Annotated in this window: 15 protein-coding genes; 5 read left to right on the top strand and 10 right to left on the bottom strand. The window is 66.8% G+C overall.

Going from position 1 to position 15,147, the window contains the following annotated elements; translation table 11 throughout:
• Positions 1-33 precede the first annotated feature (33 nt).
• The 3 genes from AC1RQC_RS05075 to AC1RQC_RS05085 all read right to left on the bottom strand — a co-directional run bounded on the left by AC1RQC_RS05075 (position 34) and on the right by AC1RQC_RS05085 (position 3,290).
• Positions 34-1,809: a flotillin family protein gene (locus AC1RQC_RS05075; protein ID WP_492827650.1), complete on the bottom strand. Its 1,776-nt coding sequence runs from the start codon at positions 1,807-1,809 to the stop codon at positions 34-36.
• A gap of 65 nt (positions 1,810-1,874) precedes the next feature.
• Positions 1,875-2,534, bottom strand: coding sequence for a YqiJ family protein (locus AC1RQC_RS05080; protein WP_492882583.1), 660 nt, complete (start codon positions 2,532-2,534; stop codon positions 1,875-1,877).
• 63 nt (positions 2,535-2,597) lie between these two features.
• Entirely contained in the window at positions 2,598-3,290 is a 693-nt protein-coding gene (locus AC1RQC_RS05085; RefSeq protein WP_492882584.1) for a PspA/IM30 family protein, read from the bottom strand.
• 484 nt (positions 3,291-3,774) lie between these two features.
• Here AC1RQC_RS05085 and AC1RQC_RS05090 point away from each other — a divergent pair, with 484 nt between their 5' ends.
• Positions 3,775-5,265, top strand: coding sequence for a DEAD/DEAH box helicase (locus AC1RQC_RS05090; protein ID WP_492831078.1), 1,491 nt, complete (start codon positions 3,775-3,777; stop codon positions 5,263-5,265).
• A 97-nt stretch (positions 5,266-5,362) separates the two neighbouring features.
• Here the strand turns inward: AC1RQC_RS05090 and gluQRS are convergent, their stop codons facing one another.
• Positions 5,363-6,295 carry a tRNA glutamyl-Q(34) synthetase GluQRS gene (gene gluQRS / locus AC1RQC_RS05095; protein WP_492882585.1) on the bottom strand — a complete coding sequence of 311 codons (933 nt, stop codon included), beginning with the start codon at positions 6,293-6,295 and terminating at the stop codon, positions 5,363-5,365.
• Positions 6,296-6,344: 49 nt separating this feature from the next.
• On the bottom strand, positions 6,345-7,268 hold the full coding sequence (locus AC1RQC_RS05100; protein ID WP_309403664.1) for a LysR family transcriptional regulator: 924 nt from the start codon (positions 7,266-7,268) through the stop codon (positions 6,345-6,347).
• Between the two features lie 150 nt (positions 7,269-7,418).
• Here AC1RQC_RS05100 and AC1RQC_RS05105 point away from each other — a divergent pair, with 150 nt between their 5' ends.
• Positions 7,419-8,117 (top strand): pirin family protein, encoded by a 699-nt coding sequence (locus AC1RQC_RS05105; protein WP_492882586.1) that lies wholly within the window; start codon positions 7,419-7,421, stop codon positions 8,115-8,117.
• Between the two features lie 164 nt (positions 8,118-8,281).
• A complete protein-coding gene (locus tag AC1RQC_RS05110) occupies positions 8,282-9,274 on the top strand; it encodes a CobD/CbiB family protein (protein WP_253931787.1) in 993 nt (330 codons plus the stop codon).
• Positions 9,275-9,340: 66 nt separating this feature from the next.
• Here AC1RQC_RS05110 and AC1RQC_RS05115 read toward each other — a convergent pair whose 3' ends face one another.
• Genes AC1RQC_RS05115 through AC1RQC_RS05125 form a run of 3 tightly spaced genes read right to left on the bottom strand, consistent with a single transcriptional unit; the run spans position 9,341 to position 11,976 of the window.
• Complete coding sequence (locus tag AC1RQC_RS05115) at positions 9,341-9,649, bottom strand: putative signal transducing protein (protein ID WP_150990815.1); 309 nt, start codon at positions 9,647-9,649, stop codon at positions 9,341-9,343.
• 54 nt (positions 9,650-9,703) lie between these two features.
• Positions 9,704-10,732, bottom strand: coding sequence for a ribosome small subunit-dependent GTPase A (rsgA, locus tag AC1RQC_RS05120; RefSeq protein ID WP_492882587.1), 1,029 nt, complete (start codon positions 10,730-10,732; stop codon positions 9,704-9,706).
• On the bottom strand, positions 10,729-11,976 hold the full coding sequence (locus AC1RQC_RS05125; RefSeq protein WP_492375435.1) for a M48 family metallopeptidase: 1,248 nt from the start codon (positions 11,974-11,976) through the stop codon (positions 10,729-10,731). Before AC1RQC_RS05125 ends, rsgA begins: the two co-directional genes overlap by 4 nt.
• 195 nt (positions 11,977-12,171) lie before the next feature.
• Here AC1RQC_RS05125 and orn point away from each other — a divergent pair, with 195 nt between their 5' ends.
• Together orn and AC1RQC_RS05135 are read left to right on the top strand one after the other, a co-directional pair.
• On the top strand, positions 12,172-12,828 hold the full coding sequence (gene orn / locus AC1RQC_RS05130; RefSeq protein WP_492813742.1) for an oligoribonuclease: 657 nt from the start codon (positions 12,172-12,174) through the stop codon (positions 12,826-12,828).
• Positions 12,829-12,895: 67 nt separating this feature from the next.
• Positions 12,896-13,777, top strand: a complete 882-nt coding sequence (locus AC1RQC_RS05135) for an AEC family transporter (RefSeq protein ID WP_043348188.1) — start codon at positions 12,896-12,898, stop codon at positions 13,775-13,777.
• Between the two features lie 19 nt (positions 13,778-13,796).
• On the opposite strand, the gene mog is transcribed toward AC1RQC_RS05135, so the two are convergent.
• Positions 13,797-14,450 carry a molybdopterin adenylyltransferase gene (gene mog / locus AC1RQC_RS05140; RefSeq protein ID WP_492375433.1) on the bottom strand — a complete coding sequence of 218 codons (654 nt, stop codon included), beginning with the start codon at positions 14,448-14,450 and terminating at the stop codon, positions 13,797-13,799.
• A gap of 51 nt (positions 14,451-14,501) precedes the next feature.
• Complete coding sequence (yjgA, locus tag AC1RQC_RS05145) at positions 14,502-15,119, bottom strand: ribosome biogenesis factor YjgA (RefSeq protein WP_492813739.1); 618 nt, start codon at positions 15,117-15,119, stop codon at positions 14,502-14,504.
• Between the last annotated feature and the right edge of the window lie 28 nt (positions 15,120-15,147).

Raw genomic sequence — 15,147 nt, forward strand, 5'->3', positions numbered from 1 at the left:
AGCCCATTAGCCTATTCGCCGGTCGGCCAGCCGTCAGTTGCTGGCGTTGCTTCCCGGTTCGATCTCCGGCGCGTTGGCGGCATGGCTGGCGTGCTTCAGCGGCAAGACCTGCGCGTCGTCCGTGTGCGATGCCGCTTGCGCGGCCGCGAGGCTGGGAACCAGGCCCTGCAGCGAGCCGCCGGCCAAGCCCACTTCCTTGAGCAACGAATCGATCAGCGGCGCATGCGCGCGGTAGGACAGCGCGGCGGACATCGCCTGCTCCGCGAGATTGCCGTTGCCATTTCCATTGCCGCCACCGTTGCCTGCGCCGCCGGCTGGCGCCGCGCCGCCGCGGTTGAGGCCGTCGACCTGGATGATCTTGATGCCATCGATCGCCTTCATCGGCTCCACGCTCTGCTGGATCACGCCCGGCAGCGCCTGCAGCAGCGCCAGCTTGAACTTCAGGCTGGTCTGGTCCGACGACAGCGCGTTGATGGCGTCGTTGAGCGCGCGCTGCGCCTCGGCTTCGGCCAGGCCCTTCTTGCGTGCGGCCTCGGCCAGTTCGACGATGGCGGTGGCCTGCATCTGCGCTGCCTCGCGCTCGGCGCGCGCCTGCGTGGTGACGTGCACCGCCTGGGTCTCGGCCTCCTGCGCGGCCTCGATCAGGGCCACCTGCTTGGCCCGGTCGGCTTCAGCGGTGCGCCGTGTGGTCTCCACCATCTGCTCTGCCTTGACCGCTTCAGCCAGCGCCTCGTTGGCGCGCCCCTGCGCCTGCGATTGCGCTTCCGATTTGGCGGCGATCACGATGGCCTTTTCCTGTTCGGCGATTTCCGTCACCTTGGCCTGCTCGATGGCCGCCATCTGGGTGACGCGCTGCTGCTCGATTTCCTTGACCCGCACGTCGCGCTCGGCTTCCACCTTGCGCGTGCGCACGGCCTGCTCGCGCTGGATCTCGGACTCCTGCACCTGGCGCTCGGCGGTGATGCGGCTTTGCTCGGCCTCCTGCTTGCGCTCGGCCTCGTAGGACGCGATGCGCGCGTTCTGCTCGGCGGTGCGGGTCTTCACCTGCTGTTCCTGCTCGAGCTTCATGAACGATTCCTGCTGCTCGATCTCCAGCTTCTTGGCCAGCGCGTCGCGGTTCTTCTCGCGCACGGAGACCTCGGTGTCCTGCTCGACTTCGTTGCGTTCCTTGCGGCGGCGCTCGGTTTCCTGCGTGAGCTTGGTCAGGCCCTCGGCATCGAAGGCGTTGTTGGGGTCGAAGAACTCCTTCGAGGTCTGGTTGAAGTTGGTGAGCGACACGCTCTCCAGTTCCAGCCCGTTCTTGGTCAGGTCTTCGGCCACGGTGTTCTGCACGCCCTGCACGAACTGCTCGCGCGCATCCTGCAGGTCCTGCATGCTCATCTGCGCCGCGGTGGAGCGCAGCGCGTCGACGAACTTGTCGTCCACCAGCGCGCGCAGGCTCTCCGGCGCCAGCGTGCGCTGGCCCAGCGTTTGCGCGGCGGTGGACACGCCTTCCACGGTGGGTTTGACGCGCACGAAGAACGCCACCACCACATCCACGCGCATGCGGTCCTTGGTGATCAGGCTGTCGCGTGAGGCACGGCTGACCTCCAGCTTGAGCGTGTTCATGTTGATTGGGATGATTTCATGGAACACCGGCAGCACGATGGCGCCGCCGCTCATGATCACCTTTTGCCCGCCCAGCCCGGTACGCACGAAGGCGCGCTCGGCCGATGCGCGCGTGTACAGGCGCGAGAAGATCAAGCCGATGATGCACAGGCCGAGTACGCCGGCCAGGCCGATGACACCCCAGAAGATGATGGAATCCATATTGGTTCTGATGCTCCCTTGGAACTTGGAAAAAATACCGCGGACGGCTTGCGTCCGCGTGTGGCCTACAGCAGATCGGGCCGCGGGTTGACGATGGCGCGATACAAGGTGCCGGAGGTGCGCGCGACGATCAGTACGGTTTCGCCGCGCGGAAAACGCTGGCCAGGCTCGTCCGGCTCGACGCGCAGGTAGTGGGCCTGGCCATACTCATCCACCAGGCGCGCTTGCGCCGGATTGCCGGCCGAGGCCTCGCCGAGCGTGACCTGGGCAACGCGCCCGACGAAGTCGAGTTCGGAGATGGCGGAGGATTCATCCTGCGGAAAATAGCGACCCACCACGCCGCCGGTGGCGCGCACGAAGGGCAGGGCGCCCAGCGTGGCGAGCACCACCGCGAGCGGCACGGGCAGCAGGTGGCCGGCCACGGCAGCGATCACCCATTGGAGGATCAGGCCGACGATGGCAAAGCCCATCAGGAACAGCACAATCAGCATCAGCAGCGGCACGCGGCCCACGTGCAGCCAGCCGAGAAACTGGCCGATGGCGCCGGCATCGGCCGCGCTGGCGTCGGTGTGGTCCAGCGCGAAATGCGTGACCAGGAAGCTGTCGGCCTGCTGCGACAGGGCGAGGCCAAGCAGCAGGGCCAGCGCCTCCAGCACGCCGATGACTACCATCAAGCCAATCGCCACCACGAACGGGGCATTGCCCGGCAATAACAGCTGATTCATTTCGGCTTTCTTATTGTGCTGAAGCGGTCGGGATCGGCGGAGCCGGTGTTTGGTGTGCGGCGCTCAGGAGCGCGCCGCGCCGCGTGCGGCCTTCAGGCGCTCGAGGCGCTCGTTGATGCGCTGTTCCTTGTGCAGTGTCTCCAGCCGCTTGAGCAAGGAGGCATCGGCGCTGGAGCTGCCGGCGCCGAGCCCGGCCACGCCGGTGGCGCCGGTCATGGCGCGGTTGAAGCCTTGCTCGAGTTGTTCGGCACGCGCGCCGGCGCTGGTGCCTGGCGCGGCGCCAACGCCCGCGCCCGCGCGCTCGGCGGCTGCGCGCGCGGCCACCATGCCGGCCAGCGCCTGCTCCATCTCGGCGCGCTTGGCGCGCAGGCCAAGCAGGTCGGCTTCGGCCGCCTCGGATTTTTCAACGGCTTCCTGCAGGCTGCCGTTGAGCGTGCCGAGCTGGTCCTCGAGGTCGATCTGGCGCTCGGTGCCCGCGCGCGCCGCGGCGTCGTCGCCGTGGTGGAGCGCCACCGTGACTTGTTCGTCGAGCCGCTCGATCTCGTTGTTGAGCCGCGCGATGGCCTTGGCGGCCTGATGCTTGGCGGCCTCGTGCTGGCCCAGCCCGACCCGCGCCTGCGCGATCACCTCGTCAAACTCGCGCAGGTACTGCTCGAGCACGGCTTGCGGCGTGCGCGCCTCCAGCGAGCTGACCAGTGCGTGCACATTGGCGGTCAGCAGTCGTTTCACACGGTTACCCAGGCCTTCTGTCGTCATGGTGTGTTTCCTCGGCAAATCGATAAGACGCCGCCCAGGCGGCGATGGCGCAACACGAAAAATTGGGATATTAGGTGGTTTTTCGTGCGTTATTGATCGTTTTTGTTATTTTTAACATTTACGGGACGCCGGCGTCCAGTTCGGCGGACTCGTAGGCCGGCCGCGACTTGACCGCAACACGGCGAGCACGCGCCCGGTGACATAAAGTTGAAATCCGCGGCGCCGAAACTGGCGTAGCCGCCACACCCGCACTACCCTTAAATGGGCCGCTAATGCTACAATCTAAGTCTTTGATTTACATGAGCTATTGATCGCGCGGCGGAATTGCCCGCAGAGGCACGGACAGACGACGGCTTGCAGTGGCGTGCGGCAACACAGCGCGCCCCACGCGGCCGGCCCCTAAATCCATGCGCAGATCTCCCCCGCTCGGTTCAAGACGCGTGTCCGTTGGCGCCGGGTTCGCCTCCTGCAAGACACGGAAACCATGACGACTACGACCACTGACCAGACCACCCCCGAGATCACCTTCGACAGCTTCGGGCTGGATGCGCGCATCCAGCGTGCGCTGTCCGAGCAGGGCTACACCAAGCCCACTCCCATCCAGGAGCAGGCGATTCCCGTGGTGCTGCTGGGCAAGGACGTGATGGGCGCCGCCCAGACCGGCACCGGCAAGACCGCCGGCTTTGCGCTGCCGATCATCCAGCGCCTCTTGCCGCTGGCCAGCGCCAGCGCCTCGCCGGCCCGCCATCCGGTGCGCGCCCTGATGCTCACCCCCACCCGCGAACTGGCCGACCAGGTCTACGACAACGTGGCCCGCTACGCGCGCTTCACGGACCTGCGCAGCACGGTGGTGTTCGGCGGCGTGGACATGAACCCGCAGACCGAGGCCCTGCGCCGCGGCGTGGAAATCCTGGTGGCAACCCCGGGCCGGCTGCTCGACCACGTGCAGCAAAAATCGGTGAACCTGTCGCAAGTGCAGATGCTGGTGCTGGACGAGGCCGACCGCATGCTCGACATGGGTTTCCTGCCCGACCTGCAGCGCATCATCAACCTGCTGCCGGCACAGCGCCAGACGCTGCTGTTCTCGGCCACCTTCTCGAACGAAATCAAGCGGCTGGCCGCCAGCTACCTGCGCCAGCCGGTCACCATCGAAGTGGCGCGCAGCAACTCGGCCAACGAGAACGTGCGCCAGACCGTGTTCCAGGTCGAAGACGGCCACAAGCAGGCCGCCGTGGTGCACCTGCTGAAGACGCGCGCTGCCGAAGGCCTGTCGCGCCAGTGCATCGTCTTCGTCAACAGCAAGATCGGCTGCTCGCGCCTGGCGCGCCACCTGGAGCGCGAAGGCATCAACGCCGCCGCCATCCACGGCGACAAGACCCAGACCGAGCGCATGCAGACGCTGGATGGCTTCAAGCAAGGCAATATCGATGCGCTGGTCGCCACCGACGTGGCGGCGCGCGGCCTCGACATTCCCGACATGCCCTGCGTGATCAACTTCGACCTGCCGTTCAGCGCCGAAGACTACATCCACCGCATCGGCCGTACCGGCCGTGCCGGCGCCAGTGGCGATGCCCTGTCGATCTACGTGCCGGCCGATGAGCGCCTGCTGGTTGATATCGAGAAGCTGCTCAAGCGCAGCCTGCCGCGTACCGCGCTGGTGGGGTTCGACCCCACCGGCGCCGGCGCCCGCGCAGACGAGAATGACCGCCGCCGTGCCCGCACCGAAATGCGCCGCCCGCGCGCCAATGGCGACGGCGAGGAGCCGCGTGCGCGCCGCAACGATCCGGCCAGCTCGCGCAACACGTTCCGCCCCTCCGACGATTCCTTCTTCTCGCGTCCCTACGAGCCGAGCGCCGCGGCGATTGCCGCGCAGCCCGACGTGACGGACAACAATGCCGCCGCCTTTGGCCGCGGCCGTCCGGCGCCCAAGCGGCAGCTGGCGGCGCTGCTGGGCGGCGTGCCGCGCAAGTCCTGAGCGCCACGGAGCGGCACCGCGCGTAGCGGATCGCTGCCGCCGCAGCCAGCAAGACAGGCGCCTTCGGGCGCCTGTCTTGTTTTGGGCCTCATGCCATTCAGGGGGGCGTCGTCGCTTCGCCGTGCGCCTGGGCGGGCAGGCGTTCCAGCAAGGCCGCCCAGCCGGCAGTGGCATCGCTCAGCCAGCTCTCCACCGATTGCGCCGCGCTCGCCAGTCCCAGGTGCGCGCCGGCCGTGCGCAGTGCCGCCAGCGGATCGAGGTCGTCGATGGCCTGCGCGCCGCTTTGCTTGCTGAGCTTCTCGCCCAGCGCGTTGGTCACCACCGGCACGTGCAGGTACGACGGCGTGGGCAGCCCCAGCAGATGCTGCAGGTGGATCTGCCGCGGCGTGGAGTCGAGCAGGTCGGCGCCGCGCACGATATGCGTGATGCCCTGGTGGCCATCGTCGACCACTACCGCTAGCTGGTAAGCCCACAAGCCATCGGCGCGGCGCAGCACGAAGTCGCCGAGCTCGGTCGCGAGGTCCTGGCATTGCCGGCCTTGCCAGCGGTCCTCGAAGCAGATCAGCGCAGCGTCGCCGTCTGGCACCCGCACCCGCCAGGCGCGGGGCAGCTTGCCATGCAGGCCGTCGCGGCAGGTGCCGGGATACCCGAGTGTCTGGTGGCGCTCACGCGCATGCAGCAGCGAGTCGGCGATTTCCTTGCGCGAGCATCCACAGGGATAAGTCCGATGGTCGGCATCGAGCTGGCGCAGCGCTTCGGCGTACAGCGCTTCGCGCCGGCTCTGCCATTGCGGCGGCTCGTCCGGATGCAGGCCGAGCCGCGCCAGGGCGCGCAGGATCTGCTGGTCCGCGCCGCGCACGCAGCGCGGATAGTCGATGTCCTCGACGCGCACCAGCCAGCTGCCTAGATGGGCGCGTGCGTCGAGCCAGCTGGCCAGCGCGGTGACCAGCGAGCCCATGTGCAACGGGCCGGTGGGGGAGGGCGCAAAGCGGCCCCGGTAGCTGGGCGCCGGGCTAGGGCGGGTAGGCATGACGAAAGCAGGTGTTAGGCGGTGATGGGTCCGGCGATGGGTCTGGTGCTTAGTCAGGCTGGCCCGGCTGCTGCTGGAGCAGGGCTTGCGCCAGGCGCGGGTCGTCCAGCTTGTTGGCCCACCATTGCAGCGCCTTGCCGCGCGTGCTGGTGCGCCAGGCTACCTTGAAATTGCCGGGGGCGCGTACCTCCAGGGTCTCGCGTGCCTGCAGCACGCCGCTTTCGATAAAGGGCTGCGCCATGGGCGCCGGCAGCCAGCCGCAGCCCAGGCCGCGGATCTGGGCTTCGAGCTTGTCGCGCATGGTGGGCACCACCAGCACGTCCTGCCCGGCGAGCACGCCATGGGTGCGGGCGGGCAGGTTGCGCGAGGTATCGCCCACGGCCACGATGCGGTGCTTGGCAATCTGCAGGGTGGTCAGCGGGCCGGGCTCGGTCGCCAGCGGATGATGCGCGGCCACCGCGAAGACAAAGGGCATGGAACCCAGCGGGCGCACCTGGAAGCCCTGGGTGCTCGGCGCATCGTAGGCGCCGCCGATCACCAGGTCGGCGCGGCTGCTGACCAGTGCATCCCACGCGCCGCCCAGCACTTCCTTGGCAAAGCGCAGCCGGGTGGCATCGTTCTCGGCATAGAAATCCTGGATGACCGGCAGCAGGGCGCGGAAATTGATCAGGTCGTCGACCACGATGGTCAGGGTGGCTTCCCAGCCGGTGGCCAGCCGCTTGACGCGGCGGGCCAGGTCGTCGGCGGCGTGCAGCAGGTGGCGGCCTTCGTCCAGCAAGGCGCGCCCGGCGGGCGTGAGCTCGGCGCGGTGGCGGCGTCGGTCGAATAGCAGCACGTCCAGGTCTTCCTCCAGCTTGCGCACCACATAGGTGAGCGCGGAGGGCACTTTGCCCATCTCGTGCGCGGCGGCGGCAAAGCTGCCCTTGCGCTCGATGGCGTCAAGAACTTCCAGGGATTCGAGAGAGAGTGCCATGTTCAGAATTTCTGAATGAATGCTTCTAAGATCGGTCCGCCAAATATACGCCTGCCACCCTAAACTGCCTAGCATCGAAACGTTGCGCAAGGCCAGGACTAGGATAAACCCAGCTCCTGCGCCGATGTGGCCTGAAGGAGGGCCGTCAAAATGATTGAAATCAGAAAGGCGGGTGAACGTGGTTATGCCGATCATGGCTGGCTCAAGTCATACCATACGTTTTCCTTCGCGGACTACTACGATCCCAAGCACGTGCAGTTCGGGCCGCTGCGCGTCATCAACGAAGACCGTGTAGCGCCGGGCATGGGTTTTGGCACCCATGGCCACCGCGACATGGAAATCATCAGCTATGTGCTGGAAGGCGAGCTGGCCCACAAGGACAGCATGGGCAACGGCAGCGTGATCCGCCCCGGCGACGTGCAGCGCATGAGCGCGGGCACCGGCGTGCGGCACTCGGAGTACAACCACGCCGCACACGACACCACGCACTTCCTGCAGATCTGGATCCTGCCGGAGAAGTCCGACCTTGAGCCCGGCTACGAGGAAAAGCACTTTCCGGTGGCCGACAAGCGCGGCCGGCTGCGCCTGGTGGGCAGCCGCGACGGCGCCGAGGGCTCGGTGGTGATCCATCAGGACATGCGCCTGTATGCCGGCTTGTTTGACGCAGACGAGTCCGCCACGCTGGCGCTGGCGCCCAAGCGCAAGGCCTATGTGCATGTGGCGCGTGGCCGCGTCACCGTCAATGGCAAGGCGCTGGAAGCGGGCGATGCCGCACAGCTCGAAGGCGCCGAGGCCGTGACCCTGGCGCACGGCGATGGTGCCGAAGTGCTGGTGTTTGACCTGCCCTGAGGCGTTGCTTCGGCAGCCCGCAGCCCGCCCGCTTTGCCGGCGGGCAGCGGCGCTTTGTCTGGGCGGGTTTGCCGTATGCTATCGTCTCGCTATAGATAAGATAAGCGATCAGCCCGGCACACGCGCCGCCTGATGCGCCCTGGCCATCGACACCCAGACCAGAGATGACATTTGTATCCGTTCTCCTCGCGCTGATCGCCGAGCAGTTCCGCGCCCTGGGCCGCAACAATCCGATCTACGACATCGTGCGCGTTCTTGCCGAGCGCGCCGAGCATGCCTTTGACACCGGGCGCCCGCGCGATACCGCGCTGGCCTGGTTCACGGTGGTGCTGCCGCTCACGCTGACCGCCATGGTGGTGCACTACCTGCTGGCCTCCATCAGCGTGGCGCTCACGCTGGCGTGGAATGTCCTGCTGCTCTACCTCACCCTGGGTTTCCGGCAGTTCAGTCACTTCTTCACCGATATCCACGAGGCGCTCAACCGCGATGACCTGCCGCGCGCCCGCGCGCTGCTGCACCAGTGGACCGGTCTCGAAACCATCGAAATGCCGGTCACGGAAATCGTGCGGCATACCCTGGAAGCCGCCATCGTGGCAGTGCACCGGCATGTGTTCGGGGTGTTCTTCTGGTTCCTGGTGCCGATCGGCCCGGGCGGCGTGGTCTTGTACCGCATCGCCGAGTACCTCGCGCGCCACTGGAATATCCCCTCCACGGAGCGCAGCCCCGCGCTGGGCCGCTTTGCCGCGCGTGCCTTCTACCTGCTGGACTGGATTCCCTCGCGGCTGACCTCGGTCGGCTTTGCCATCGTTGGCAATTTCGAGGATGCGGTCTATGCGTGGCGCAACCATGCGCGCAAGTGGAACGATGCCGTCAACGGCATCCTGCTTGCCAGCGGCGGCGGCGCGCTTGGCGTGCGCCTGGGGGTGCCTCTGGCCGAAGAGAGTACTGCCGTGGTGCTGCGCACCAGCCTGGCCGGCCCGGCGGTGGACTATGCACCGGGCATGGAAGACGATAGCGAGCCCGAGGCGGTCGCGCCGGAATTCGGGGTGGAGCCCAACGTGCGTACGCTGCAATCGGCCATCGGCCTGGTGTGGCGTGCCGTCGTGCTGTGGATGCTGCTGCTGGCGATGTTGTCGCTGGCGCTCTGGGTGGGCTGAGCCAACCCCGCTGTATCCGTTGACCGTTGACCATCGACGCCCGCGCTTGCCGCGGGCGTTTCACTTTCAGGGTTGCCGCGGCGCGCCGCATTGCCAGCACGAGCCGAACTGCGCATCGTGCCATTCCCCGCAGGACACGCAGGCCCACCGCGGCCCCGGCGCCGGATTGGCTGCGGCGTGCAATACCTCCCAGGCCTCGGCCTCCCGTTCATCGTCGATCAGCCAGACCTGGGGCGCGCTTTCGCGAAACGGGATGTCGCCCATGGCGCCAGCCAGCCACGTATTGCGCAGGTCGGCGCGGATACCGGCGGCTTCCAGCACGTTCTGGCAGTGCGCGGCATGGACGAGGGAAGGGGTCGATAGCAGTAGTTTCATCGGGATCGGGTGCGCTGCATGCCCGTTTGCCTGCAGGCGGCGCGCCCGATTACCTTACCACGGCTTTTGCTGGCGGGATTCGTGCAGCAGCTGCATGTAGAGCTGGTGGCGCCGGCCGGAGATCTCGCCGGCCTTCATCGACGCCAGCACACCGCAGCCGGGTTCGTTGATGTGGTGGCAATTGTAGAAGCGGCACTCGGTCAGGCGTGGGCGGAATTCAGGGAACGCGCGCTCCAGCATGCCTTCGCTCAGGTGGTGCAGGCCGAACTCCTGGAAACCCGGCGAATCGATCAGGCAGCCACGCTGGCGCGCTTGAGGATCTGCGCCATCCGCGCTATCCACGCCATCGGCCTCGCCATCCACGCTGGCGGGCAGGTGGTAGAGGCGGGTGAAGGTGGTGGTGTGCTTGCCCGAATCCAGCTTGGCGGAGATTTCCCGGGTTTGTGCTTCCACGCCCGGGATCAGCAGGTTCAGCAGGGAGGACTTGCCCATGCCCGACTGGCCGATCAGGATGCTGGCGCGGTGCGCCAGCTGCGGGCGCAACTGCGCCAGCGTATCATCTGGCGAACCGTGCACCGACAGGAACAGCGTCTCGTAGCCAAGCCCGCGGTACAGCGCCAGGCGGCCGCGCGCTTCTTCCAGCCGCTCGGTCAGGTCGATCTTGTTGAGGATGATCAGCGGGCGGATGCCCAGTGCTTCGGCGGACACCAGCGCGCGGCCCAGCAGGTCTTCCGAGAAGCCCGGCTCGGTCGCCAGCACGATCACTACCTGGTCGATATTGGCGGCCAGCAGCTTGGACTTGAACTGGTCCGAGCGATGCAGCAGGTTCTTGCGCGGCTTGAAGCCGGTGATCACGCACTGGTCGGACGCGGCGCGCTCGATGGTGACGCGGTCGCCGACCGCGCATTCGCTGCGCTTGCCGCGCGGGAAGCCGTGCAGGCGGCTGCCGTCGTCCAGCTCGATCACATAGTGGCGCCCGTGCGCGGCGACGATCAGCGCCTCCTCGGCGGCGGCGCCATTGGCATTGGCTTTGGCAGGGCTTGGGGCGCGCTGCGGGCCTCCCCGGCTGGCGGCGCGGCTCATGCGTGCGCCAGCAGGCGGTCGATCCGCTGTGCTGCCGGTGGGTGCGAGTAGTAGAAGGCGCTGTAGATCGGGTCGGGGGTCAAGGTAGAGGCATTGTCCTTGTAGAGCTTGACGAGGGCAGAGACCAGGTGGCCGGCATCGGTCTGGCCGGCCGCAAACGCATCCGCCTCGAATTCATGGCGGCGCGAGGTCTGGCTGGCCAGGGGGCCGAGCAGGAAGGTGAATACCGGCAAGGTCAGGAAGAACAGCACGAGGGCAAGGGCGTGATTGGTGGTGCCGAGGTTGGGCAGCACGCCCAGCCCGGTGTAGAACCACGTGCGGCTGGAAAGCCAGCCCAGCGCGGCGAGGAAGACCAGGCTCAGCGCAAAGCTGACCAGCATGCCCTTGAGGATGTGGCGCCGCTTGAAGTGGCCAAGCTCATGCGCCAGCACCGCTTCGATCTCGTCATCGGCAAGGCGCTCCATCAGCGTGTCGAAGAAAACGATGCGCTTGGCCGCGCCGAACCCGGTGAAGTAGGCATTGCCGTGCGCGCTGCGCTTGCTGCCGTCCATCACGAACAGGCCGCGGCTGCGGAAGCCGCATTTCTGCAGCAGGCGCGTGATGCGGGCTTCCAGCGAGGCATTGGCCAGCGGCTCGAAGCGGTTGAACAGCGGCATGATCACCGACGGGGCAATCATCTGCACAAAGATGGTGAAGGCGATCCACGTCAGCCAGGTCCAGGCCCACCAGTACTCGCCCATATGTGCCATCAGCCACAGCACGGCGAGCAGCAAGGGCAGGCCTAGCACGCAGCCAATGGCGGTCATCTTGAGCATATCGGCCAGGTAGAGCTTCCAGCCCATGCGGTTAAAGCCAAAGCGCTGCTCGATGCCGAACTGCCCGTAGAGCGAGAAGGGCAGGTCGACCAGGCCCCCGATCACGGCCACGCTGGCGATCAGCGCCACGCTGTAGGCGTAGCCCGGGCCGAAGGTGTCGATCCAGAACTGGTTGATCCACTGCAGCCCGCCCAGCATGGTCAGCACGATCAGCAGCGCTGCGCCAGCCAGCACTTCCAGCATCGACAGCCGGGTGCGGGCGATGGTGTAGTCGGCCGCCTTCTGGTGGGACGACAGCGTAATGGTGTCGGCAAAGCGGGCAGGCACCGCATGACGGTGTTGCGCCACATGGCGCACCTGGCGGGCGGCCAGCCAGAGCTTGGTCAGCACCATCAGCATCAGGGCGGCTAGGAACAGAAACGTGAACATCGGGCAGAGCCTTGTCGTGTGAAGCCTTGGCGTACGCGGTGGCGGCCGGACCGCCGAAGCGGGTTTCCGAGCGCGTTGGAACCGGCGGCGGCGGCGGATATGCGAGAATTATAAGTTGTTCGTGCCCGCTGCCCCGTGTTCCTGATCCGGAGCGCGGGCGCGCCCCCTTTTGCTTCTCTTTCGATTGCAGTCCAGATGACCAGCCAAAATACCCACGTCCCCAGCGGCGTCAAATCCGTCAAGAGCGAAAACAACCTGATCTGGCTGGACATGGAGATGACCGGCCTGATGCCCGACACGGACCGCATCATCGAGATCGCCATCGTCGTGACGGACTCCGAACTCAACATCCTGGCCGAAGGCCCGGTGCTGGTGATCCATCAGGAAGACGCCGTGCTCGATGGCATGGACAACTGGAACAAGGGCACCCACGGCCGCTCGGGCCTGATCGACAAGGTCAAGGCCTCGACCCTGACCGAAGCCCAGGCCGAGGTCGAGCTGCTGGCCTTCCTCAAGCGCTGGGTGCCTGCCGGCAAGTCGCCCATGTGCGGCAACTCGATCTGCCAGGACCGCCGCTTCATGGCACGCTACATGCCCAAGCTGGAGGCGTTCTTCCACTATCGCAATCTCGACGTCTCCACGCTCAAGGAGCTGTGCAAGCGCTGGGAGCCGGCCATCCACAAGGGCTTCATCAAGCGCCAGCTGCACACCGCGCTGGCCGATATCCTGGAGTCCGTGGAAGAGCTGCGCTACTACCGCACCCACTTCATCCGCCAGTCGGCACCGGCGGCAGCGGCAGCACCCGCAACCGCAGCCGAGGCGAGCGCGACGCCGGATACCCCGGCCGCCTGATTTTTTCTCCTCCCATGTCACTGCCAAGGCGCCCTGCGGGGCGCTTTGGCTTAACGGCAGCCCGCCCATGCTTGCGCGCATCGTCTCGATCATCACGCCGGTCATCCTGATCATCCTGGTCGGCTGGCTCTACGGGCGCCGCGCGCATCCCGACATGTCCGGGATCAACCGCGCCACGCTCGATGTGATCGCGCCGCTGCTGGTGGTGTCGGCTTTTGTCAGCAAGGAATTCGTGCTGGCCGACCAGCTTGTGCTGCTGGGTTGCGCGGTTGCCGTGGTGCTGGGCTCGGGGTTGCTGGCGTGGCTTGGCGCGCGGCTGCTGGGGGCGGATCCGCGCACCTTCGTGCCGCCGATGATGTTCAACAATTGCGGCAACATGGGCTTGCCGCTATCGGTGTTCGCGTTCGGGCCGGTCGGGCTGGCGCCCGCGGTGGCGCTGTTCGCCGCGTCCAACCTGATGCACTTCACCATCGGCATGAAGATCGTCAACCGGCACGCGTCGATCACGCAGATCGCGCGCAATCCGATGGTGCTGGCAACGGTGGCGGGGGTGGGATTGTCGCTGGCGCGGCCATGGTTCTCGCTGCCGGAGCCGGTGTTCCAGTCGATCAAGCTGCTGGGCGACGCCACTGTGCCCCTGATGTTGTTCGCGCTCGGCGTGCGCATGAAGGACGTGAGCCTGCGCAACTGGGGCATGGGCGCGATCGGCGCCGTGGTCTGTCCGCTGACCGGCATCGCCTGCGCCTTGCTGCTGGCGCAGGTGGTGCCGCTGACCCAGCTCCAGCGCGGGCTGCTGTTCGTGTTCGCGTCGCTGCCGCCGGCCGTGCTCAACTTCCTGGTGGCCGATCATTTCCGGCAGGAGCCGGACCAGGTGGCGTCGATCGTGCTGCTGGGCAATGTGGCTGCCGTGGTGTTCGTGCCGGTGGGACTGTATCTGGGGCTGCGATAGCGTGGCTGCCCCCTGAGGTTCACGCGGCGGGTTTGGCGCGGATCGCGTGCTTGGGGCGCCACACCTTGGCCACGGCTTCGTCAGTGTCGATGTAAGGCCCGCCGATCAGGTCGACGCAGTAGGGCACGGCGGCAAAGATGCCTTGCACGATGGATTTGCCATCCTCGCCACGCAGTCCTTCCAAGGTTTCACGGATGGCGCGCGGCTGTCCCGGCAGATTGATGATGAGGGCGGCGCGGCTGGCGGTTTCGCGAATCACCGCCACCTGCCGCGACAGGATGGCCGTGGGCACGAAGTGCAGGCTGACCTGGCGCATCTGCTCGCCAAAGCCAGGCATTTCCTTGGTGCCTACCGCCAGCGTGGCCTCGGGGGTAACGTCGCGGCGCGCCGGGCCGGTGCCGCCGGTGGTCAGCACCAGATCGCAGCCGGCCACGTCGACCAGCTCGATGAGCGTGCGCGAGATCAGCGCCTGCTCGTCAGGGATTAGCCGCTCCACGGCCTGCCAGGGCGAGCTCAGGGCGCGCCCGAACCAGTCGCGCAGCGCCGGGATGCCCTCGTCCTGGTAGGTGCCGGTCGAGGCACGGTCGGAGATCGAGACAAAGCCAACCAGCAGTTCGTCCGGGTGCCTGCGGGCAACGGGATGGACCAGCGCGGGCGTTGTGGTTTGCGTCATCTTGTCCCCATTTCCTTGGTTGCTGCGTTTTGGATGTCGGCTATATGCCGGTTATTCGCCGGCTTCCGGCTCGGGTTCCTGCTCGCCGGTGGCTGCGGCCTGCTTGCTTTCCAGCGCGGTCTTGACGGCCTGGAACAGCTCGCGGAAGTAGCGCGGCGGCTTGTTCATCTCGTGCTCTTTGCGCGCGTTGCGGATGATGTTGCGCAGTGCCTGGACGTCGCTGGCCGGGTGCTCGGCCAGGAATTTCGTCAGCGCGGCGTCGTCCGCCAGCAGCAGCTCGCGCCAGCGCTCGACCAGGTGCAGCTTAGCCGTCTCGGCCTTGCTGGTGCCCTTGAAGCCTTCCAGCACGCGCTGGATGGCGGCCACTTCGTCATCGTCCAGCCTGCGCATGACCTTGCCGACATACTGCATCTGGCGGCGCTTGCCTTCGTGGTTGGTGATGCGCCGCGCGTCGCGGATGGCGTCGGCCAGCGCTTCAGGCATGGGCACGCGCGCCAGGCGGTCCTTGGGCAGGGCCTCAAGTTCCACGCCCAGGTCTTGCAGGGCGAGCATGTCGCGCTTTTTCTGCGACTTGCTCTTGAGCATGTCGTCGTCGTCGGCCGGCTCAGGGGTGAACGGGTCGGGGAAGCCGGAGGCGTTCCGGGGGGAGGGGCGGGTGTTTCGCGTCATGGTTGGCATTTTATCTTGCTATGATTCT

It is taken from the genome of Cupriavidus sp. GW822-FHT03E04 (assembly GCF_058801495.1).